At 55.5% G+C, this 21,262-nt stretch carries 19 protein-coding genes; 7 read left to right on the forward strand and 12 right to left on the reverse strand.

The features are described from left to right. The first annotated feature begins 105 nt into the window (after positions 1 to 105). On the forward strand, positions 106 to 1,392 hold the full coding sequence (gabT, locus tag LC417_RS13190; RefSeq protein WP_033760699.1) for a 4-aminobutyrate--2-oxoglutarate transaminase: 1,287 nt from the start codon (positions 106 to 108) through the stop codon (positions 1,390 to 1,392). A gap of 76 nt (positions 1,393 to 1,468) precedes the next feature. Next, positions 1,469 to 2,884, forward strand: coding sequence for a GABA permease (gabP, locus tag LC417_RS13195; protein WP_033760702.1), 1,416 nt, complete (start codon positions 1,469 to 1,471; stop codon positions 2,882 to 2,884). Between the two features lie 315 nt (positions 2,885 to 3,199). On the opposite strand, the gene LC417_RS13200 is transcribed toward gabP, so the two are convergent. The 3 genes from LC417_RS13200 to LC417_RS13210 all read right to left on the reverse strand — a co-directional run bounded on the left by LC417_RS13200 (position 3,200) and on the right by LC417_RS13210 (position 5,328). Continuing rightward, positions 3,200 to 3,502: a hypothetical protein gene (locus LC417_RS13200; protein ID WP_022624523.1), complete on the reverse strand. Its 303-nt coding sequence runs from the start codon at positions 3,500 to 3,502 to the stop codon at positions 3,200 to 3,202. Positions 3,503 to 3,988: 486 nt separating this feature from the next. Next, a complete protein-coding gene (locus LC417_RS13205) occupies positions 3,989 to 4,408 on the reverse strand; it encodes a VOC family protein (protein ID WP_223565988.1) in 420 nt (139 codons plus the stop codon). Between the two features lie 38 nt (positions 4,409 to 4,446). After that, positions 4,447 to 5,328 carry a LysR family transcriptional regulator gene (locus LC417_RS13210; RefSeq protein ID WP_223565989.1) on the reverse strand — a complete coding sequence of 294 codons (882 nt, stop codon included), beginning with the start codon at positions 5,326 to 5,328 and terminating at the stop codon, positions 4,447 to 4,449. Between the two features lie 146 nt (positions 5,329 to 5,474). On the opposite strand from LC417_RS13210, the gene LC417_RS13215 reads away from it, so the two are divergent. Continuing rightward, positions 5,475 to 6,326, forward strand: coding sequence for a Vmh family MBL fold metallo-hydrolase (locus LC417_RS13215; RefSeq protein ID WP_223565990.1), 852 nt, complete (start codon positions 5,475 to 5,477; stop codon positions 6,324 to 6,326). A 90-nt stretch (positions 6,327 to 6,416) separates the two neighbouring features. On the opposite strand, the gene LC417_RS13220 is transcribed toward LC417_RS13215, so the two are convergent. The 3 genes from LC417_RS13220 to LC417_RS13230 form a co-directional block, all read right to left on the reverse strand. Then, positions 6,417 to 7,088, reverse strand: a complete 672-nt coding sequence (locus tag LC417_RS13220) for a hypothetical protein (protein ID WP_223565991.1) — start codon at positions 7,086 to 7,088, stop codon at positions 6,417 to 6,419. A 214-nt stretch (positions 7,089 to 7,302) separates the two neighbouring features. Further along, positions 7,303 to 7,617, reverse strand: coding sequence for a DNA-binding transcriptional regulator (locus tag LC417_RS13225; protein WP_069026836.1), 315 nt, complete (start codon positions 7,615 to 7,617; stop codon positions 7,303 to 7,305). Positions 7,618 to 7,809: 192 nt separating this feature from the next. Further along, positions 7,810 to 8,721: a LysR family transcriptional regulator gene (locus LC417_RS13230; protein WP_223565992.1), complete on the reverse strand. Its 912-nt coding sequence runs from the start codon at positions 8,719 to 8,721 to the stop codon at positions 7,810 to 7,812. A gap of 97 nt (positions 8,722 to 8,818) precedes the next feature. Here LC417_RS13230 and LC417_RS13235 point away from each other — a divergent pair, with 97 nt between their 5' ends. Further along, positions 8,819 to 9,877 (forward strand): SDR family oxidoreductase, encoded by a 1,059-nt coding sequence (locus tag LC417_RS13235; protein ID WP_223565993.1) that lies wholly within the window; start codon positions 8,819 to 8,821, stop codon positions 9,875 to 9,877. 58 nt (positions 9,878 to 9,935) lie between these two features. Here the strand turns inward: LC417_RS13235 and rluF are convergent, their stop codons facing one another. Further along, positions 9,936 to 10,814, reverse strand: a complete 879-nt coding sequence (rluF, locus tag LC417_RS13240) for a 23S rRNA pseudouridine(2604) synthase RluF (RefSeq protein ID WP_143789336.1) — start codon at positions 10,812 to 10,814, stop codon at positions 9,936 to 9,938. A gap of 103 nt (positions 10,815 to 10,917) precedes the next feature. Then, positions 10,918 to 11,388 (reverse strand): GNAT family N-acetyltransferase, encoded by a 471-nt coding sequence (locus LC417_RS13245; protein ID WP_223565994.1) that lies wholly within the window; start codon positions 11,386 to 11,388, stop codon positions 10,918 to 10,920. 312 nt (positions 11,389 to 11,700) lie between these two features. Here LC417_RS13245 and sfnG point away from each other — a divergent pair, with 312 nt between their 5' ends. Then, complete coding sequence (sfnG, locus tag LC417_RS13250; RefSeq protein WP_031594135.1) at positions 11,701 to 12,786, forward strand: dimethylsulfone monooxygenase SfnG; 1,086 nt, start codon at positions 11,701 to 11,703, stop codon at positions 12,784 to 12,786. A 147-nt stretch (positions 12,787 to 12,933) separates the two neighbouring features. Here the strand turns inward: sfnG and LC417_RS13255 are convergent, their stop codons facing one another. Together LC417_RS13255 and LC417_RS13260 are read right to left on the reverse strand one after the other, a co-directional pair. Continuing rightward, a complete protein-coding gene (locus tag LC417_RS13255) occupies positions 12,934 to 14,907 on the reverse strand; it encodes an autotransporter outer membrane beta-barrel domain-containing protein (protein ID WP_223565995.1) in 1,974 nt (657 codons plus the stop codon). A gap of 204 nt (positions 14,908 to 15,111) precedes the next feature. Continuing rightward, positions 15,112 to 16,002 carry a MurR/RpiR family transcriptional regulator gene (locus LC417_RS13260; RefSeq protein WP_223565996.1) on the reverse strand — a complete coding sequence of 297 codons (891 nt, stop codon included), beginning with the start codon at positions 16,000 to 16,002 and terminating at the stop codon, positions 15,112 to 15,114. Between the two features lie 471 nt (positions 16,003 to 16,473). Between LC417_RS13260 and LC417_RS13265 the strand changes: the two genes are divergently transcribed. Together LC417_RS13265 and LC417_RS13270 are read left to right on the forward strand one after the other, a co-directional pair. Next, complete coding sequence (locus LC417_RS13265) at positions 16,474 to 18,594, forward strand: TonB-dependent siderophore receptor (protein WP_223565997.1); 2,121 nt, start codon at positions 16,474 to 16,476, stop codon at positions 18,592 to 18,594. Positions 18,595 to 18,616: 22 nt separating this feature from the next. Beyond that, complete coding sequence (locus tag LC417_RS13270; protein ID WP_223566041.1) at positions 18,617 to 19,723, forward strand: ABC transporter substrate-binding protein; 1,107 nt, start codon at positions 18,617 to 18,619, stop codon at positions 19,721 to 19,723. Here the strand turns inward: LC417_RS13270 and LC417_RS13275 are convergent. Both LC417_RS13275 and LC417_RS13280 read right to left on the reverse strand, forming a co-directional pair. Next, positions 19,712 to 20,695 carry an XdhC family protein gene (locus tag LC417_RS13275; RefSeq protein ID WP_033760766.1) on the reverse strand — a complete coding sequence of 328 codons (984 nt, stop codon included), beginning with the start codon at positions 20,693 to 20,695 and terminating at the stop codon, positions 19,712 to 19,714. The two genes, LC417_RS13270 and LC417_RS13275, sit on opposite strands and share 12 nt — an antisense overlap. After that, the gene (locus tag LC417_RS13280) at positions 20,692 to 21,258 is read right to left on the reverse strand and encodes an NTP transferase domain-containing protein (RefSeq protein ID WP_163641160.1); all 567 of its coding nucleotides are present in this window, start codon (positions 21,256 to 21,258) and stop codon (positions 20,692 to 20,694) included. Before LC417_RS13280 ends, LC417_RS13275 begins: the two co-directional genes overlap by 4 nt. Positions 21,259 to 21,262 lie beyond the last annotated feature (4 nt).

Consider the following 21,262-nt stretch of genomic DNA (forward strand, 5'->3'; position numbering starts at 1 on the left):
TCCACCTTTCCTCTGACAATTGGCTCTGGCAACTCACCACGCCTCAGGCATAAATAAACGTGTTTGTCGGGAATTGTAAACACGCATATTAACGAGGTGGAATAAATGAGCGAAAAAAATAACCTGTTGCAGCAGCGCAAAGCACAGGCTCTCCCCAAAGGTATCGGTACGCTGTGCGACTGGTACGTTGCCCGGGCAGAGAACGCCACCTTATGGGATCAGGAGGGTAATAGCTGGATTGACTTCGCGGGCGGCATCGCGGTACTGAACACCGGCCACCGCCATCCACGCATTGAACAGGCGATTGCCGATCAATTAACAAAGTTTACCCATACGGCTTTCCAGATCACCCCTTACGAAAGCTACATCGCACTGGCCGAGCGTATTAATCAGCGGGTTCCCATCGCCGGTGCGGCGAAAACGGCCTTCTTCACCACCGGGGCGGAAGCGGTAGAAAATGCCGTAAAAGTGGCGCGTGCCTATACCCGCCGCCACGGCATCATCACCTTTGGTAACGCATTCCATGGCCGCACCTTTATGACCATGGCGATGACCGGAAAAGTGGCGCCTTACAAGCGGGATTTCGGCCCGATGCCGCCGTCAGTCTTCCATGCACGCTATCCCAGCGCGGTTCAGGGGATCAGCATCGAGGCGGCACTGACCAGCCTTGAAGAAATTTTTACGCAGGACATTGCGCCCCATGATGTCGCCGCGATCGTGCTGGAGCCGGTGCAGGGCGAAGGTGGATTCCATGCGGCACCTGCAGAGTTTATGGTGCAGTTGCGGGAGCTGGCTGACCGTCACGGTATTCTGCTGATTGCGGATGAAGTCCAGAGTGGATTTGCCCGTACCGGCAAGCTGTTTGCCATGGAACACTACCCGGTGAAGGCCGATATCATCACCATGGCGAAAAGCCTGGCAGGCGGGATGCCGCTCTCCGCGGTCGCCGGTCGTGCAGAGGTGATGGATGCACCTGCACCAGGTGGGCTGGGCGGAACCTATGCCGGAAACCCGCTGGCTATCGCCTCGGCCCATGCGGTGCTGGATGTAATAGAAGAGGAGCAGCTCTGCCAGCGCGCCGTTGATCTCGGTGCCCGGCTTGAAGCAGAACTCCAGGAACATCAACGCAAACATCCGGACATTGCTGAAGTGCGTGCGCTGGGTTCGATGGTGGCGATGGAGTTCTATCAGGCCAGCACCGCGCAGGCGGTTCAGAAGATGGCGATGGAACAGGGCTTGCTGCTGCTGACCTGCGGAGCCAAAGGCAACGTCATCCGCTTCCTCTACCCGCTCACCATTCCGGATGCGCAGTTCAGCCAGGCGCTGACCATTCTCTCCACGGTGATCGATCACTGTGTCGCACCCGCCGGACATCCCGTCGTCCCGGCCTGATTTCGCTGACGCGTTAACGCAAGTTCATCCCCGTTCGTCCGGCCATCCAGGCCGGACGTCGACAGGAGACATTTACATGACGATGACTCAGAGTGCGAATGCAGATTCGCTGGCTCAAAACCTGAAACCGCGCCACGTGCGTATGCTCTCAATTGCGGGCGTGATTGGCGCCGGGCTATTTGTTGGCTCCGGCCATGCTATTTCTGAAGCGGGCCCCGCGGTGTTGATCTCTTATGCCGCTGCCGGTGCGCTGGTGGTCCTGATTATGCGGATGCTGGCCGAGATGGCCGTCGCCTCACCCGATTCAGGTTCGTTCTCAACCTACGCCGATAAAGCGCTGGGACGCTGGGCCGGATTTACCATCGGCTGGCTCTACTGGTGGTTCTGGGTGCTGGTGATCCCGCTGGAAGCCAACGCTGCGGGAACCATTCTTCATGCCTGGTTCCCCGATGTCGCCATCTGGCAGTTCACGTTTGCTATCACCCTGTTGCTGACCATTACTAATCTGCTCAGCGTGAAAAATTATGGTGAGTTTGAGTTCTGGTTTGCATTGATCAAGGTCGTTGCCATCATCCTGTTCCTGGGCGTAGCAGGTGCGGCAGTGTTTGGTCTGCTGCCTGACAGCAATACCAGCGGCCTGTCGCATCTCTATGACACTCACGGATTTATGCCGAATGGTATCGGCGCGGTCGTGGCTGCCATCCTGACCACCATGTTCTCTTTTATGGGCACAGAAATTGTCACGATTGCCGCCGCAGAGTCGAAGAATCCCGGCAAGCAGATTACTCAGGCAACTAACTCCGTCATCTGGCGTATTGCACTGTTCTATCTGCTGTCGATTTTCTTTGTAGTGGCGCTGGTGCCGTGGAATGCGCCAGGACTGGTTGAACAGGGTTCATGGCAGACGGTGTTACAGGCGATGAACATCCCGCACGCCCGACTGATTGTCGATCTGGTGGTACTGATGGCGGTGTGCAGTTGTCTTAACTCTGCGCTTTATACCTCATCGCGCATGCTCTACTCCCTGTCACGCCGCAAAGATGCACCGGCGGCTGCCTCACGCACCAATCGCAGCGGCACGCCGTGGATTGCTGTGCTGCTCTCTACCGCGGCTGCATTTCTGGCGGTGATCGCCAATTATCTGGCGCCCAGCGTGGTGTTTGAATTTTTACTGGCCACGTCGGGAGCGATTGCACTGCTGGTCTATCTGGTGATCGCTGCGTCCCACCTGGTGCTGCGTAAAAAGCGCGAGAAAGCGGGTGAAGTCCTGAGTTACCGGATGTGGTTATTTCCTGGCCTGACGTGGGTCACTATCCTGTTTATCGTCACGGTGCTGGTAATCATGTTGTTTGATGCGAAACATCAGGCTGAATTACTGGCAACCGGCGGTTTGACACTGCTGATTATTACCACCAGCCTGGTGCTGCGTCGTAAAAAGGAGAAGCGTCAGAATACGAAATATTTTACTCAGCGCTCTTCTGACTCTTACTGATCTTCACGCAAGCTTTTTATAAATTAAACCCACCTTTGACAGCAAAGGTGGGTTTTTCTGCATATCAACAGATGCAACGCGTGTTAACCCTTAATTATGCAGGGGTTTAATAAGATGCGCACACTATCTGATGATCAATCCGGTAAAATGAATTCCCCGATGCTGACTTAAAAATTTCAAAAAAGATACTTCACTGACTCTTAGTGACTTAATGATAAACCCTGTATTGGCTATGGGTTTATATCTTTAGGTTCCATGTCACCGTTGCTGCTAAGGCATTGCACTGTCGTTCAGAATAAAACCTCAAGAGAAGCGTTAAAGATAGGTAACGTAAAGTATCCCTTTGCTCTTTTCAGGATTAAACCAGTGCATTTTTACTTCCAGAGGTAATTTGGTCAGCGATTCGGGATTCATCAGGTCAGCAGTAGTGACCACAGCCTTACCACGGGCGGGATCATAACAGTCAAACACGACAGGATTTTTTCCGACATTCATATTACATGAACCATTAGTAATGGCTCCGCTGAAGGTGAGCATGCCTGAATTTGAATCCGCAATAACCGGTCCGGCCAGGGCAATCAGCAACGTGCTAATGCAGACAGATAAAAAAGATTTCATTGTGCGTCCTCCTGAGTATGTATCACCTGTTATCGGCTCACATTCCCAAAGATTAAGTGCTGAGTGAACGAATAAATGTAAATGTACGAACGCTTAGCCCAATGAAATCCCTTAAAAAACTTTTGTTAAGAATAATCCTAATCCAGCCAGCTAACGAGAGTGTAGACCATCGCTGGATAAATTTTCTTTCTTACATTCATTTTTTATTATGGCCTTGTAGCAGCAAATCACGGCTACCTGTGACTTAATGACGCTTTGCAATAGTTAACACGCTATTCATAGCGCCTTCCGTTAGTGGAAAAGGTCATGATTAATGTGACGGTGGTAAACAGCAGGTAACTCTTCGCGCTTTAGATGACTTCACTACGCTGCTATTAAAGGCTTCCATTGATCATGATTGAACAGTCAATATAAAAATATCCGAAGAGAATGTCTATTTTACTCAAGCCATTCTCCTGCTGATTAATATTGCCAAAAACATTCAGCTTATTCCAGATACTGGCTGAAACGCAGCAGATAACCATCGGGGTCCTGCACCAGAAACTCCCGCTGACAGGCGGTGGTCTCACCGGTGTCGTAATAGTTATCCCGTAGCGCCCGAAAGAGCGGAACGCCATGCTGCTGCAAACGCGTCAGCACAGCCTGAACATCATCGACTTCAATCTGGAAATTAATACCCCGCCCCAGCGGCCAGCGCAGATCGGCTATGTTCCAGCCCTGCGGATGGAACTGCTCAATCATCAATTGCACCTCTCCATAGCAGAGGTAAGCAAAATCAGGCTGCTGGCGCTGAATTCTCACACTGAAACCCAGCACCACGGTGTAAAAATGCAGCGAAGCGGTAAAGTCAGTGACGGTCAGTTCTGGCACCATAGGGTTCCAGTAAAGGGTTTGATTATCACTCATAGTAAGGTTCCATGTTGATCGGTTACTCGCCCCTCTGATCACCGGTTCTGGATTGTGATTTGCAGCTCATCCAGCATCAGCCGCAATGCGGCAGACTGGTGTTCACGCGACAGGTAAAGCCCCCATATGCCTATGCGTTGCGGCTCATAATCGGGCAATAATTTTACCAGCTTCCCTGCTTCCAGTGCGTGGCTAGCCTCCTGCTCAGGCACCATCGCTATCCCGCAATGCGCAATCGCCGCGTCACACAACAGTGAGGAGATACCCGCACTGAAATTTCCTCTGACGGCAACCGCGATTTTCTCCCCGCCAGCCGCCGTAAAATGCCAGCTCTGTCCGGCAAAGCGACTGTAGTAGAGGCAGTTATGCTGAGCCAGATCGTCCGGGGTTTCCGGATTGCCCCGCGTTTGCAGATACTCAGGTGAGGCGCAGAGTACAGAACAACATTCGCCAAGACGGCGTGCGATAGCTCCCGGTTCTGGCGAGTCGGTGATGCGAATAGCGAGATCGATGCGCTCACCAATCAGGCTTACCGGCTGATTGTTAATTTCCAGCTCGATACGCAGTGCCGGATAACGCGCCAGAAAATCGGGGATCACCGGCCCGACAAGATGAAGAGCCGTAAAGTGGGCGCAGGCGATGCGAAGCGTTCCGGCCGGTACGCCCTGGGTGGTTTCCTGCTGGATCGCCTCTGAGAGCAGGGCCAGCTGACGGGTTTTTTGCAGGATCGCCTCACCGGCAGGCGTAAGGGTCAGCTGGCGCGAAGAGCGATGCTGCAGACGCGTTCCCGCCCACTTTTCCATCTCCTCCAGATAACGGCTGACCATTGGTCGGGATATCCCGAGCGATCGTGAGGCGGCACTCAGGCTCCCCAGTTCACATATCCGGTTGAAAACGGCTGCCGCCGTGACTCTGTCCATCCACTCCACCTGTTCGGATTATGAAACTCAGCATCTCTGATTGCGGGAATTCTAACAGATAGCCAGATGCGTAGAATAGCGCCACTGATACTGAACATTGCCCGTTACGCCTGCCTGAATCGGGCATTTATCTCTGAGGATCCTCAATGAAAACTATGCTGTTACCTGTGATGCTGGTGCTGGCCTCGGCCTCCGCCAGCGCGGCCACCCTGCAACTGCAAACCTATAATCCGCAGGAAAAGGGCATCTTTGCCGTCTCCTCAACGCTGGTTAGTGGGCCAACCGAAGCGATTCTGTTTGATGCCCAGTTCAGCACCCGGGACGGTGAAAAACTGGCAGAGATGATTAAAAAGAGCGGAAAAACGCTAAAGGAAATTGTGATTACCTCTGGCGATCCCGATTTCTACTTTGGTCTGGAGCCAATTGTTAAAGCCTGGCCGGACGTGAAGGTGGTTGCCGCGCCGGCGGTGGTGAAGCATATCCAGCAGACGCATGACGCCAAGCTGAAATACTGGGGTCTACAGATGAAGCAGGGCGCGCCGGATAAGGTGTTTGTGCCTGAAGTGACCCATCAGACCCGCTTTAGCGTCGACGGCGAGGTGCTGGAGCTGCGTCATCCGGAGCAATACGCCGCTTATATCTGGATCCCGTCTGCGAGCACCATTCTGGGCGGTACCGCCCTCTCCTCGGGCATTCATGTCTGGACGGCTGACACTCAGACCGTTCAGAGCCGCGCTGAATGGCGTCATATCCTGACCGAAATGCAGACCCTGAACGCGAAGAACGTGATTCCGGGTCACTATCTCGGTGCCCGTCCGGCCGGTTCACAGGCGGTGGATTTCACCCTGGATTATCTGAAGAGTTTTGAAGCGGCGCTGGCGCAACATAAAACCTCAGCGCAGGTGATTACCGCCATGAAAGCCGCCTGGCCGAAACTGGCAGAACCGGCTTCACTGGAACTCAGCGCCAAAGTCAATACCGGCGAGATGAAGTGGTAAACCCCGCTGAGAGGTCAGCTGACTATCGGGTTTGCAACGTTTAAGCAGACCCGGCTGAACCCATTGACTTGATCGAAAGATGCACGGGCGCTATCTTTTCGCCAGATAGCGCCTGTCATCGCGCGCCTGCAACCGCGCCTCCGCCGGTGTGGGGAAGATATAGTGAAACAGATCGCGGTAAAAACTCAGGTGCTTCAGCAATCCTTCCTGTATGGATTTACTGATGTCTTTGATCAGAAATTCCTGAGTGGTGCTGAAGTTAGTCACGCTAAAAAAGGTTTTATCATAGACGTTGACCACACCTTCCCATTTCATCACCTGCTCTTCCGGGGAAGCCCCTTCTGAGGCGACAAATATCCCTTTATGGGATTTCAACCCCTGCTTACTGATATAAGTGGTTAACGCATCATAGCCGCGCTTGTTACGCCAGCGGCAGAATTCGTAGGGCACATCGTAATGGGGCAGCACAAAGTCCGGACTACGAAAATGTTCATCACCAATTAACCCATCCAGCGTAACCGTGAAATGCAGAAAGTCCTGCAGGAAGTCGAACTGGCGGGTTTTAGTCAGTGTGACATTAATGGTGTAGTGACCTGCATGCACATACCAGTAATTGGTAAAGCCGGTGACCAGAATACAGAACGCCTGCCAGTCACTGAGTCTTCGATCCCCCGCCAGCCCCCTGAAACGGCTGATCATCATCCGTGATTTGGGATGCTGATACGCTTTCAGCAGCGGATCGTTCATACCTTTCAGTAACATCAGGCACACTCCTTGATAGATTGCGCTTATCCTGCCACGCCCTGATCAGGGTGAAAAGTGTCGTTGGTCTGAATGTGACCCCTATTAAAATCTGGCGGGTGGCGTGGAACGGACTATCGGATTGGGGAGAGGGGTTAGCGTTTTAAATTCGTCAGAGAGGGGAAACCGGAGGCATACATAATGAAACAGGATGCCAGCCTTACGGGCTGGCCTGTCAGAGCTTCGCGAGCGTCTTCAGCGTTTCAGGGTTCTGCTGCACCATGCGGATCAGTAAAACAGCCTGGGCGTTAGGTCTGGCCCTGCCCTGTTCCCAGTTTTGATATGTTGTTTCACCAGTATGAAGATAATGGGCGAATACGGCCTGTGAGAGGTTCAGTTTTTCGCGTACGTCGCGTAACTCCTGCGGCGCAATAGTTACAGGGGCGCGCTTAGTGACCTTATAACTCTTAAGCGTAATTTTGCCCTCCTGATGATCCTTTAGCTCCTGCATACCCGTCATCAGTTCACTGAAGATATCGCGTTCAGTCATGTCTCAGCCCTTTTTTGATCACATTCAGCGCGGTCGCCAGGGCATCACGCTGTTGCCTGGTCAAATCGTCGCGTTAATCTTTATCGATGAATAGTGCGTCCATGTGCTGAGTATTTCCCTATCCCCAACCTGGGCATACTTTACCCCTGAGTCAGGTGCATTTCAATCAGACCTGATTTTTTCTTCACCACATCAGATGAGTTTCTGCCCTGTTCCCTGCAACCGCACCAGCTCCTGAGTTAACAACGTGACCAGCTTCCGCACTTTATCCGGGATAAAGCGGGCATCGGGGAAAACAGCATAAAGATAGCGATCGGGAAGCCGCCAGTCCGGTAAAACCCGCACCAGTCGGCCGGATGCCAGCGCGTCTGCGCCGATAAGTGTTTGTAACCCACCGATCCCCAGCCCCGCTTCAAGGGCCTGCATCAATGCATCACTGTTGTTAGAGCGAAAAGCACTTTCCACCGGCACTGACACCCTCGTAGTCGCGGACACCAGCTGCAGCGGCGCATCGGGCGATACGCCGCTAAAACGTATGTGGGGATGGTGCTGCAGGTCACTGGGAGTTTGCGGCGTGCCGTTTCGCGCTATCCACTCAGGGGAAGCCACCAGCACGGTTTCAACCGTGGTGAGTGAACGGGCAGCCAGTGTGGCGGGCGGCGATTCGCTGAGGCGGATTGCCACATCAACGCCTTCACCAATGAGATCCGACAGGCGATCATCCAGCGCAATATTCAGACGCAGTGCGGGATGCGCCTGCTGGAATGCAATCAGATGCGGCATAAGCCGCTGCCCGATGCCGCTCGGTAGTTGCATATAGAGTTTGCCGTGAAGAGGCTGCGACTCAGGCCGTAGTTGCTGCTCCAGCTCTTCCATCGCGCTGAGCAGCTGCCTGACCTGCTGCAGATAATGCTGACCCTGCTCCGTCAGCGCCATTTTGCGTGTGGTGCGGTGCAGCAAAACGACCCCCAGCGCCTCTTCAAGCGCGGCAATCTGCTGGCTTACCGCCGACTGCTTCATGCCGTTTTGCCGGGCCGCCGCCGAAAAAGATCCCGCTTCCGCAACCCGGATGAAGGTCTGAATCGCATTCAGTTTGTTCTGCATTTATTGATTTTCCTGATAAGTGACATCCGTTTCAGGGGATTTAATCAGAAATAAACGCAGGTGAGAATGCAGCTTCTTTCTTAACAGGGCAATGATCATGAAAACAACGCAGGATAAGAAGGTTGCGCTGGTGGCGGGTGCCAGCGGGATTGTCGGTCAGCAACTGAGTCAGGCGCTGGTAGCAGACCACTGGCAGGTCAAAGCACTAACGCATCGGTCAGACTATGCAGTCAGCGGCACAGAGGTGATTGCGGTTGATCTGCGCGATAGCCAGCAGTGCCAGCAACGGCTGGCATCACTCACCGACGTCACGCATATCTTTTACAGCGCCTGGCTGAATGCTTCTGACTGGGGAACAATGGTCGGGCCGAATCTTGCCATGCTGCAAAATCTGGTTCAGACCATGGAGGGTGTCGCCCCACTTGAGCATGTCAGCCTGATGCAGGGATACAAGGTGTATGGCGCCCATCTCGGACGCTTTAAGACTCCTGCGCGGGAAAGCGATCCTGGTGTACCGGGTGCTGAGTTTAACGCCGCGCAGCTGAACTGGCTGGCCGCCCGGCAGCAGGATAAAGCCTGGCACTGGAGTGCGCTGCGGCCCGGTGTGGTCGGCAGTGACAGGCCGGGCAACAGCATGAACCTGGCGCTGAGCCTGGCGCTGTACGCTTCAATCTGTCGCGCGGCGCGGCTGCCCTTACGCTTTCCCGGTTCGCCGGAAACCTGGCACAGTATGGTCGATTTTACCGATGCCACTCTGCTGGCCGACGCGACGATCTGGGCCGCGCGCACTCCAGACGCACGCAATCAGGCCTTTAATATCAATAATGGCGATCTCTGGCGCTGGAGTGAGCTATGGCCGGTCATTGCAGCGTGGTTTGAACTGGAGATCGCGCCGCCGGTTTCGCTGTCTTTCCGGCAGCTATTTCAGGATTATCGTGCGCTGTGGCAGGAAATCGCCGCTGCAAACGCGCTGATCCAGCCCGATATTCTGGCGCTCAGTGATGGTGCCTTCGCTGATTTTGTTTTTGGCTGGGATTACGACATGTTTGGCGACGGCAGCAAGCTGCGACGGGCGGGATTCCACGGTTATCGCGCAACAGATAAGATGTTCTGCGATCTGTTTGCCCACTTCCGGGCGGCCCGGATCATTCCGTGATGATCCGCTGATTACAGATGCAGAGAGCAGGAAAGTCGCTCTCTGCATCGGGTCAGCATTAGCGCCCTTTCTTCTTACGTCCCGGCTGGACAAAGCGCTTGCGTGAGGCACTGTTAGCATCCGCTTTTTCAGCGGGTTTCGCCGCACTCTTCTGCGGTTTTTTGGCGGCGGCCGGTTTCGCCGGGGCTTTAGCTTTCTTCGCAGGTTTATCTTCTGAGGAGGAGTTCTCCAGCAGTTTAAACAGCTCAACGAGTTCGTCGTCAGTGAGATCGCGCCATTCCCCCAGCGGCAATCCCTTGAGATTGACGTTCATGATGCGAGTGCGCTCAAGCTTGGTCACTTCAAAGCCAAAATGCTTACACATGCGGCGGATCTGGCGATTCAGCCCCTGAACCAGCGTGATGCGAAAGACAAACGGCGCTTCTTTCTTCACTTTGCACTTTTTGGTCACCGTGCCCAGCATCGGCACGCCTGCGCTCATTCCGGCAATAAACTCATCGGTGATCGGCTTGTCAACCGTAACGACATACTCTTTTTCGTGGTTGTTACCGGCCCGCAGTATCTTGTTGACCAGATCACCGTGGTTGGTAAGGAAAATCAGGCCCTGAGAATCTTTGTCGAGTCGGCCAATCGGGAAGACGCGCTTGCTGTGATTGACGAAATCGCTGATGTTATCGCGCTCGCCCTCTTCCATAGTGGTGATAATCCCCACCGGCTTATTCAGGGCAATCAGCACCAGATCGTCTTCATCGCGCGGCTCGATAAGCTGACCATTGACCTTCACCACATCGCCTGCAAATACCTGCGCGCCTACAGTGGCGCGTTTGCCGTTAATGAAAACGTTGCCCTGCTCGATGTAACGATCGGCGTCACGACGGGAGCAGATACCGCTCTCGCTGATGTATTTATTAAGACGAGTTGATGAGTCAGTCAGCATGATTCCTCCAAAAAACGCGGACTATACCTTACCGGCGGGGGCTTGCGAAGTCTTTGCACCGGAAACTTTTGCCGCTAATTGCCAGCCCGATGATTGTCCGCAATTACAGGTCAATTTCCATCGCCATACAGCGCAACGCGCAGCCCGCCAGCTTTGACGGATAAAGACTTTCTCCCAGCTGCCGGAAGCCATACTGCTGATAAAAGCTCACGGCGTTCGGCGTTGACTCGAGCGTCAACCGGCGGTAGCCACGCTGCAATGCCTCCGCTTTGATGGTGTCGATGATCAGGCCCGCCATTCCCTGTCCGGTGAAGCCGGGTAGGGTAAAAATGGCTTCAACGCTCGCGGCGGCGAGATCCAGCGATCCCATAGCAACCGGTACGCCGTCCGGGCCATCAATCACGAAGAAGGGATTCACGCGGATCATCGCGGGAAAACTGGCGGGTATCCGGTCCGGCGTCCAGGCGGCAAGGACATCGGATGGATAGACATGCTGGCAGCCATGACGAATGGCCAGATTTCTGATGTTCCATAAATGGTGCGCCTCTTCGGGCGATGCCTGTCTGACAATCATAGTACCCTCCGGCTCCTGAACAGAGCCGCTACGTTATCACATCGCTTTGCGGCTATCTGCGAATACCGCCGGGTTCAGATGCCCCTGGCCTCGCCGCAGTTACGCGCGGTCATGAAGCGCTGCTGCATTGGCAACCGGGCTGTTTCCGTGTTGCTGCATTTGCAACATCCACTTTATGCAACATTGGTTTTTAATCCAGTAACATCAATCTATTACGCTCTGGCACGGTTACTGCTTGGTCTTTTCTTTTATATCTGAAAGTTTGGGAAAATTAATTGTTCCATTAATCCAGCTATATGCCAGGAGAAAACCATGTCACTGAACCAACCTTTACAGTTCGCCTACTGGGTGCCGAATGTCTCGGGCGGACTGGTGATCAGTCAGATAGAGCAGCGTACCCGCTGGGATGCCGAATATAACCGCAAACTGGCGCAGATCGCTGAACAGGCGGGTTTTGATTATGCGCTGACGCAGATTCGCTTTACTGCCGGATATGGCGCAGATAATCAGCATGAATCGGTCACATTCTCGCAGGATTTACTCAGCCACACCTCGAAATTAAAAGTGATTGCCGCTCTGCTTCCCGGCCCGTGGAATCCGGTATTGGCGGCAAAGCAGATTGCCACTATCAGCCATCTTTATGGTCCACGCATCGCCGTTAATATTGTCAGCGGCTGGTTCCGGGGCGAGTTCAAGGCAATTGGTGAACCCTGGCTCGATCATGAAGAGCGCTATCTGCGTTCAGAAGAGTTTATTCGCTGCCTGCGGGGCATCTGGCGTGAAGAGAGCTTTAGCTTTGCCGGCGATTTTTATCGCTTCCGCGATTACGTGATGAAACCCAAGCCGTTGTCACCGCTCCCGGAAATTTTCCAGGGTGGCAGTTCACGCGCGGCGCGCGACATGGCCGCCAGGGTTTCAGACTGGTATTTTACCAACGGTAATACCCCGGACGGCGTTCGTCTGCAGGTCGCAGATATCCGTGAAAAAGCCGGGCGTAATCAGCATCAGGTCAGAATCGGGCTGAACGGTTTTGTGATTGCCCGCGAGAGCGAACAGCAGGCGCAGGCGGTGCTTCATGAGATCATCAGCAAAGCCAACCCGGATGCGGTAAAAGGCTTTCAGCATGAGGTTAAAAATGCAGGCAGTGCCTCACCCGAAGGAGAGGGAAACTGGGCGAAATCGTCGTTTGAGGATCTGGTGCAGTACAACGACGGCTTTAAAACCAATCTGATTGGCACACCGCAGCAGATTGCTGAACGGATTATCGAACTGAAGCAGGCCGGTGTGGATCTGCTGCTGCTGGCATTTCTGCACTTTCATGAAGAGGTCGAATTCTTTGGCCGCGAAGTGATACCGCGGGTCCGCGAGCTGGAGGCGCAGGCTTTGATCGAAGCGTGAAAAAGGTACGCCGCAGAAGAGAGTTATACCCGACTGCATCCGGGGCGCGATGAACGCTCAGATCTGCTGCAATGTCGCCCACCGCTATCATTTACAGATAGCGACAGACGACGTTCACCTTGCTTTTCACTACGCAAAACAGATCGGTTAAAAGCGGGCGTTAAGCCCGACGTTCCATGTCACCTGATGCATGTCGCTGTTGCCTGTGACCGCCGAGACGCCCGCAAAGGCATTCACCGAGGTGCCAAGCGGCACGCTCGCACCCACAGCCAAATCGATCCAGTTATCATCACTGGCATCGCTGCTGCGGGTAAAGGCGGTGCGGGTCGATTTCAGTCCGGCGGTGACAGCCGAATCGCTGTCGCCAAACTGATGGTTGTAACTGACCTGCGCCCAGGGATTGATCAGTAAATCTTTGCTGTCGATACGCCAGCCCACTGCGCCGATTTGAGAGTGCAGCGTCTGGTCGCCAAAGCGCATTGAGGTGCTGCTGTTGCCCTCCTCTTTATAGCCATCGACCTGGGTGTAGTCGAGCGCATAGCTGGCCATCGGGCCGGTAGAAACATAGCTACCCAGCGGCAAATCCCAGCCGGTCTGCAGCCGCATCCCCAGCACCTTACCGTTGCTGTTGCCCTTTTCCGTGCGGGTCGCCGGTCCCAGCCTGACCTGACGCTCAATATCATCAAAGTCGAGATCCGCATAATGGGCGTCCGCATTAATCCATCCCCGATCGAGATAATTCAACTGACTCCAGAGCGCCACCAGATTGCCGCGTAAACGGTAATCAAAGCGCGACGAGGGATCCTGACGTTGCGAGGTCGTAGAGAGCATGGCACCGGCCTGCCAGTGATCGGTCAGCTGATAGCCCACACCCACGGTGCCGCTGGCGCTGGTGGCATCACCATCCTGCAGGCTGTCGCCGCGGAAATCACGCTGCTGCCCGGCATAACCGCCTAAGACCGTAAATTCCCCGGCGTTAGCGGGCTGCTGACGCTGCTGCTGCAGATGTCCATCCAGCGTATTGCGCGCATCGCCCACCAGCATCGACGGTGCCTGACTCAGTGCAGCTATCTGCAGCGGCGCATTCAGCACCGACTGAATGTAATCGGCGATCAGCGCATGGACCGCCGGGCTGGGATGCAGTCTGTCTGCAAACAGATACTGCTGTGACTGCGAAAATCCTGTCGTCGATGAGGTGCAGTCCATCGCCGAGACACCGGGTGGACAGGCCATTCCGGCCGTATTCGTGAGTCCATACAAGCCCGGATTATCGATTACCTCATTAAACAGGCCATTGATATCCACCCGCGCGATGTTCCCGCGTGCGGTCACCAGCCCCTGCTCTTCAGCCTGGTTGTAACGGTCGGTGAGTGTCGCCGCCTCCTGACTCAGTAACTGCCAGGCGGCAATCAGCTGCTGCGCAATGGCATCCCGAATCAGCGGAATTGAAGAGATTTGTCCGGCCGCCTCGCCAAGCGCGGTTTCAATCGCCTGCTCTCTTGCGGCACGGTCAGGCGTAGTGGTGGTGCTCAGCGACTGAAACAGCGCCGCCGTGGCAGGTTGTGCCGCTGGACCAGGCACCTGCAGAATCGCCTGCAGCAGGGCGGGCGTTGCACCTACATTAGGCACCGTCGGAACAATCACCGTTCCGGCTCCGGCATCCAGCAACCGGATGACCTGTGAGGCCGCTGCACTGGCGCTGTTATCCACTATCTGCCGGGCAGCGAGGGGGGCAAGAGCCGCCGCCGCTAAATCATTGCCGCCAATCCAGTGAATATAGAGACCATCCGAATCAGCCCGTCCGCCTCGCGCCGCAAGGTAGCTATCAAGCTGATCCTGAGTGTTAAACAGGGGATTAATCGCAGGTACCGCAACTGCGCCACCTTCGGCATAGTTGCTTCCACCCTGCGATGAAGGGCGCAGGTTATCACCCAGCGACTGCGCTACGATCTCGTCATAGAGCGGATGGGTCGCGCCATCATAGGTAAAGCGCCCGACGTTCCCGCCATCACTCAGGCTATCGCCAAAGACGGTGAGGTCGCTCCAGGCCATCGCAGGGAGCGGCGACAGCAGGCTCAGGGTGGCACAGCAGAAAAGGTATTGCGCGTGAAGGGGTTTCATCAGCAGCTCCGCACAAATCAAATGAAAGTCAGTATGAGTAAGAACCGCACCGGCTGGCGCAGCAAGCTGTAAGCGTAGACGGCTGAGGAAAGGGGTGGCAGAAAATACGGGATCGCGCTCGCAAAGCGGAGAAATTTGACTTAAAGATCAGCCGTGCTGGTTCAGGTGAAATACCGTGAACCCACCACGGCGTCGTTACACGGGCTACTTTTTGCTGGCGGGCTTCAGCCCGCGATTAAGATCCTGTAAACGTTTCATCGTCTTAACAGTGCGCTGTGGCAGCGTTGAGGCAACCGACAGGATCAGCATCTCCAGACAGACCATAATCGTGCCGTGCAGGGGAATGCGTCCCTTCTCGCCGCCGCGCGGCACATTGATTACGACATCCGCCTCGCGGGCGAAAAAGGAGTCGGTGGCGTTGGTCAGCAGAATAATCGGAATATCCAGCCGCTTCGCTTCACGCACCACGGTTGTCCCTTCCCGGTGCGCCGACTGTTGCGCCATCATGATCAACACGTCGCCACGCTGTAGCGCCAGCATCTGCTCTGCCAGCGCAATTCCGGCACGGTTAAGGGAAAAGGCGGACAGACCGATACGGTTCAGCAGCCGCACGCTGTAGTCCGCCAGAATACCAGAGGCGTTGATGCCGAAAATAGCGACCTGCCGCGCTTCGCCCAGCAGCGCCACGCTATCCGCTACCGCCACCCGATTCTGCGGCTGCGACAGCACCTCACAGGCGTGACGGTGGCCCTCCAGCACAAAGTCGATGGCGCTGTTCACATCACTGGTCACCTCACTGACGGTGGTAATCATCTTATCTTCAGAGGTCAGCGAAGGACCAAACCAGGCCTTTAGTGTCTGTTTGAGGTCGCGCAGCCCGCTAAAGCCCAGCGCCTGAATCGCGCGGATTACAGTGGCATCAGAGGTGTGATTCACCACAGCGATCTCCATCGCGGTGCTCTCCAGCACCGTTTCCCGCTGTTGATCGATATAGCGCGCCACAGCCAGCAGGCGGGGTGAAAGCTGCTTTTCACGGGCGCGAAGACGTTCTGCCACCACATCCACTCTGTTTTTAACGGGCCTGCTCTGTTTCATGCTGCACCTGCAACTGGGGTTAAATGTGTGAAAGACTCATTGCTAGTCTGGCTAAATAGATAGTATCAGGGCCGGGAGATGTAGTAAAAACGTCATGCTGTTTTATATTTCACCTGAAGAAGATGTGGATTTAACCAAAAACCTCACCTCCCCATGAAAATATATTCATTATTTTCAATTAAATAAAACTGCCAGCCAACATTTTTGCAGCGATAAACGACACGGAAAAAATGTAGTCAATTCTATTCAAATTATGTTTACTACTACAATATCGGATGTTTGAATGATTCTCAATTACAGATGAGAAGTATTGTCGTCCGGGAGACGAAATGATGTCTGACCCCTGATGCGATTCTCCTCTGCTTAAAGCGCTGCATATTGCAGACCACCTCCAGGGAAGCCCTGAGTGACAGACCGTCATGCAGGGCGTATTTGCTTCAGAAACTGCCAGTTACAGACACCAAAAGAAAAATGATAAACAAAGACTCACGATATCCGGCCCGGCACCCCGCTCTGGTCGTGGCGATCTGCAGCAGCATCATGCTGCCACAGGTCAATGCAGCAACCGACAGCGCCCCGGATATGACCGTGACCGCGGATGCAAGTTCAGAGGGAAATTACAGCGCCAGCCAGAGTAGCGTTGCCAGTAAAATGCCGACCGCGCGGATCGATGAGGCGCAGTCGGTCAGCGTGGTGACACAGCAGCAACTGGACGATTACCAGGCAAGCTCACTGGCAGATGCGATGCGCTTCGTCAGCGGTGTGACCGAAGCGAACACGCTGGCTGGCACCGAAGATGGCTTTGTACGACGCGGATTTGGCAGCAACGCCGATGGCTCCATCTACCGGGATGGCATCCGCAGCAGTCAGGGATTGAATTTCGATGCCACGACCGAGCGGGTTGAGGTGCTGAAAGGCTCCTCCTCGCTGCTGTATGGCATTCAGAATCCGGGCGGCATTATCAATGTGGTCAGCAAAAAGCCGCAATACAGCTGGCACTCCAGCGTCAGCGGACGTTACGCCAGTGAAGGTGGCGGTGCGGGCACGCTGGATGTCACCGGCCCGCTGGGCAACGGCTTCGCCTTCCGGCTGATCGCCGAAAAGCAGAATCAGGATTACTGGCGCAACTTTGGCAGTGAAGAGCACACACTGCTGGCACCCTCTCTGCAATGGTATGGCGAGCAGGCAAGTTTTCTGATCAGCTATGCCGACTACCGCTATGACATTCCCTACGATCGCGGCACGGCCTTTATCGACGGCAAGCCGATCGACATCGGTTATAAAGATCGGCTGGATGACAAAGCCAATCACGCCTGGGGCCATAACAAAACCCTGAATGCTCATTATGACTGGCAGTTTAATGATGAGTGGCGCACCCGGTTAACCCTGGGCTGGAACCAGCGGCGCTATGACAACAATGAAGTGCGCGTGACGGCGGTGAACGCCAGCAGCGGCGTGGTCACACGTCGCGCCGATGCCAATCGCGGGTTTAACCACAAAACCAAATATCTGAGCTGGGATCTGCTGGGTAATCCCGAAATTCTGGGTATGCAGCACGCGCTGGTGGTGGGCACCGACTATGAGATGAACCAGACTTATCGCGCCCATCAGTATCAGGGCAAGGTCAACCGCCAGTTCAACTATTACACGCCTGAATATGACCTGCTGTCACCGGTCACGGACGCCAGCACGGAAAATAGCGCAGCAGCCAATAACCTGAACCGCATTCATAGCCGATCGCTCTACGCCAAAGACAGTATTTCTGTGTCACCCGACTGGATTGTGGTGCTGGGCGGTCGTTATCAGCATTATGAACAGCGCGCCTCGCGCGGCTTTAATCCGCAGGTGGAAACCCTGAATGATGAGGGTAATAAGTTTCTGCCGCAGGCGGGGGTGATCTACAAATTCACACCTGATCTCTCTTTCTACACCAGCGTCAGTAAGTCGTTCACCCCGTCAACCGACGTGGATGATGATGGCAATGTCGGCAAACCGGAACAGGGCACCAGCTGGGAGGTTGGCAGTAAATGGCAACTCTCGCCGAAACTGTTCGCCACCGTCGCGCTCTATCGGATAGACGAAAAAGCGATGTCGCTAAATATTAATGGCAGCACGCGGGCCATTGATAAAGCCCGATCGACCGGCGCTGAGTTTGAGCTGAACGGCGAAATTGCACCCGGCTGGGATTTGAGTGCGAACTACAGCTATGATCAGGCAGAGATCGTAAATGACCGGGTTAATCCGGATAACAATGGTAATCGTCTGCAGAATGCGCCGCGTCATGCCGGTGCGCTCTATCTCAGTCATGAGATGCAAATCAGCAGCCTGCCCGGCTCGTTCCGGCTCGGCGGCGGTGCACGCTATGTCGGCAGCCGTGCGGGCGATCCCGATAACAGTTTCACCCTGCCCGACTATGTGGTGGCAGACAGTTTCGTGGCATGGAACAACCGCCTGTTCGGTGAAAAAACGCAGCTGCGTCTGAACATCAATAACCTGTTTAACCAGCACTATTACAGTTCAAGCGGCGGCAACCTGCGCGTCCGTGAAGGTGAAACCCGCAACCTGATGGTACAGGCCCGTGTTGAATTTTAAATCGCTGCGCTGTGCGTTATTAATGCTGAGCGTGATACTGGTCAGCCCTGGCGCACACGCCCGCACGCTGACCGATATCACCGGCCGCGAAGTAGAGATACCCGACCATCCGCAGCGTATTGTGCTGGGTGAAAGCCGGATGCTCTACAGCGTCGCGCTGCTGATGCCCGGCAATCCGCTGCAGCATATCGCTGGCTGGCCACAGGATCTGAAAAAGTATGATCCCCAGACGTGGCAGATTTTTGCAAGTAAGTTTCCGCAGATGGAGGACATTCCGGTACTGGGTCTGGATGGCGTCAATGACATGAATCCCGAACAAGTGATCGCACTGAAACCGGACCTGGTGATCCTGCCGCAACTGGCGCGCGGCAGTGAAAGCGGAGCAGTGCTGGAGAAGATGCTTAGCGCGGCGCATATCCCGGTGGTGAAGATCGATCTGCGGGTTGAGCTGTTGAAAAATACCGAGCGCAGCATGACGCTGTTGGGCGAGGTGCTGAATCAGCCGCAGCGGGCTGCTGACTTCAATCGCTTTTACCGCAGCCACATGCAACGCATTGAGAGCCGACTGGCGGACTATCACGGTGCTAAACCTAAAGTTCTTTTGCAGCTGCATCTCGGGCGGCGCAGTGAATGCTGCGTGACATCGGTGAATGGCAACCTGGGTGAGCTGCTGCGCTTTGCCGGGGGCGACAACATCGCCAGTCAGCAGATCAAAGGCGTATTCGGGCGGCTGAGTGAGGAGAGTGTGATTGCTGCACAGCCAGACTATTACTTCGCCACCGGCACCGGCAGCGCCGATGAAGCGGGAGCCTTAAAACTCGGCCCCGCCGTCACAACAGCGCAGACCCGGCAGAGCCTGCTGGCGCTGACCGGTCAGCAGAATGCGCTGAAGCAGCTGACGGCATTGCGGGACGGTCATGCCGGGGCAATCTGGCACAACTTTTACCTCAGTCCGTGGCACGTGGTAGCGACAGAGTTCTTCGCCACCACGCTCTACCCGCAACTGTTCCGCGATGTCGATCCTGAACAGACATTGCGGCAGCTGTTCCGTGATTTCCTGCCGATCCCCTATTCGGGCAGCTACCTCTATCGGCTCGCGCCCGAGGCGACGCCGGGATCAGGCGGCTGATAGCCCGCGATTTTTCACCCGGACGATATCGGCCATCACCGACAGCGCAATCTCCGCCGGGGTTTTGCTGCCAATAGGCAGGCCGATGGGCGCATGGATGCGGTCCAGTTCGGCACGATCCATTCCGGCGATCTGTTGCAGTCGCGCCCGTCTTTTCTCGCTGTTTTTCGCCGAGCCCATGATGCCGATATAGAACGCGGGTGTTGCGATCGCCTCCATCATCGTCAGGTCGTCAATGCGAGGATCGTGGGTCAGTGCCACAATCGCCACCGCTGCATGCGCCCCGTTCAGCTCCAGCCAGCGCGCCGGATGCTGTGACACCAGCGTCACGTTGTCCGCAGCGCTGAAGTGGCTCTCCAGCTCCGTCAGCATCTCCGGTCGGTGCTCACAGACCCGCACATGAAAACCCAGCATCTGCCCGAGCCGGATGCACTCATATGCCACAGTCGAGTAGCCCGCGATCAGCAGTTCCGGTATCGCGCCAACCGGCAGTAACATCTGCTGCTCACTGGCATCCAGCGCAGGCAACACCCTGTCAGGGGCGAGCACTTCCCACTGCGCACGTTCGCCGGGTCGTATCATTTTCACCATCGGCTGCTGTCCGCTCAGCGCGCGCTGCATGGCCGTCAGCAGCGCCAGCGTGGCATCATCGGGCGGCAGAAACTCAATGACGATCTCCAGGCTGCCGCCGCACGGCAGGCTGACGTCAGGACGCATTCCGCCTTCACCGTACCGCACCCGCTGACTGCTGGCGCGATAGGCTCCTGCCGCCAGTTGCGCCAGAAAATCCTCTTCAATGCAGCCGCCCGACAGCGATCCGCAGTAAGCACCCGTTTCGTTGACCGTCATCAGGGTGCCAGGCGCGCGCGGCGAAGATCCATAAGTGCGCAGCACCGTGCAGAGCCAGACCTGCTGACCCGCCTGGCAGCTGCTCAGTGCCGCATTAATCACACGTTGATCCAGCGTAATCATGAAAATTCCTTTATTAACTGCAGATCAGCAGGGAGATCGATATCACACAAACAGCCGCGATCCTGAAGCGGCAGCCGGACGGCGAATGACTTCACCGCTGCCTGCGGCCCGGCATCGCCCTGTAGCGTGCTCAGCATCGGGTAGTAGTGGTGCTGAAAGCCCACCGGATGGCCCGGCCTGCCGTCAATCCACGGCCTGACGATCGGCGCGTCCGCCAGCGCGGCGCTGACGGCGCGGTAACTTTCAGGCGTGACAAACGGCATATCGCCCAGCGCAATCAGCCAGCCGTCATAGTCACGGCTGGCTTTGACACCTGCGGCGATTGATTCGCCCAGCCCGCCGCTGTCACACAGCACCAGGGTAGCCTGCGAGCAGAGCGCCTTAAGCGCAGCGGCGTCCGGGCGCGTGATCACAAACAGGTCAAGACCACTGGCAGCGGCCTGCTCCAGCGTGCGTTGCAGCACCGGTTTGCCATCCAGATCGGCCAGCAGCTTATGCTCACCCGTCTGCTGGCGAAAACGGCGACTCAGCCCGGCGGCCAGCACAATCAACGCTATCTTCACACTT

The organism is Pantoea sp. OVA07A (assembly GCF_019969975.1).
GTDB classification, from domain to species: Bacteria; Pseudomonadota; Gammaproteobacteria; order Enterobacterales; family Enterobacteriaceae; genus Pantoea; species Pantoea agglomerans.

Coding starts and splice junctions, on each gene's coding strand:
- gabT (WP_033760699.1), top strand. CDS start 106: ATGAGCGAAAAAAATAACCTGTTGCAGCAGCGCAAAGCACAGGCTCTC.
- gabP (WP_033760702.1), top strand. CDS start 1,469: ATGACGATGACTCAGAGTGCGAATGCAGATTCGCTGGCTCAAAACCTG.
- LC417_RS13200 (WP_022624523.1), bottom strand. CDS start 3,502: ATGAAATCTTTTTTATCTGTCTGCATTAGCACGTTGCTGATTGCCCTG.
- LC417_RS13205 (WP_223565988.1), bottom strand. CDS start 4,408: ATGAGTGATAATCAAACCCTTTACTGGAACCCTATGGTGCCAGAACTG.
- LC417_RS13210 (WP_223565989.1), bottom strand. CDS start 5,328: ATGGACAGAGTCACGGCGGCAGCCGTTTTCAACCGGATATGTGAACTG.
- LC417_RS13215 (WP_223565990.1), top strand. CDS start 5,475: ATGAAAACTATGCTGTTACCTGTGATGCTGGTGCTGGCCTCGGCCTCC.
- LC417_RS13220 (WP_223565991.1), bottom strand. CDS start 7,088: ATGTTACTGAAAGGTATGAACGATCCGCTGCTGAAAGCGTATCAGCAT.
- LC417_RS13225 (WP_069026836.1), bottom strand. CDS start 7,617: ATGACTGAACGCGATATCTTCAGTGAACTGATGACGGGTATGCAGGAG.
- LC417_RS13230 (WP_223565992.1), bottom strand. CDS start 8,721: ATGCAGAACAAACTGAATGCGATTCAGACCTTCATCCGGGTTGCGGAA.
- LC417_RS13235 (WP_223565993.1), top strand. CDS start 8,819: ATGAAAACAACGCAGGATAAGAAGGTTGCGCTGGTGGCGGGTGCCAGC.
- rluF (WP_143789336.1), bottom strand. CDS start 10,814: ATGCTGACTGACTCATCAACTCGTCTTAATAAATACATCAGCGAGAGC.
- LC417_RS13245 (WP_223565994.1), bottom strand. CDS start 11,388: ATGATTGTCAGACAGGCATCGCCCGAAGAGGCGCACCATTTATGGAAC.
- sfnG (WP_031594135.1), top strand. CDS start 11,701: ATGTCACTGAACCAACCTTTACAGTTCGCCTACTGGGTGCCGAATGTC.
- LC417_RS13255 (WP_223565995.1), bottom strand. CDS start 14,907: ATGAAACCCCTTCACGCGCAATACCTTTTCTGCTGTGCCACCCTGAGC.
- LC417_RS13260 (WP_223565996.1), bottom strand. CDS start 16,002: ATGAAACAGAGCAGGCCCGTTAAAAACAGAGTGGATGTGGTGGCAGAA.
- LC417_RS13265 (WP_223565997.1), top strand. CDS start 16,474: ATGATAAACAAAGACTCACGATATCCGGCCCGGCACCCCGCTCTGGTC.
- LC417_RS13270 (WP_223566041.1), top strand. CDS start 18,617: ATGCTGAGCGTGATACTGGTCAGCCCTGGCGCACACGCCCGCACGCTG.
- LC417_RS13275 (WP_033760766.1), bottom strand. CDS start 20,695: ATGATTACGCTGGATCAACGTGTGATTAATGCGGCACTGAGCAGCTGC.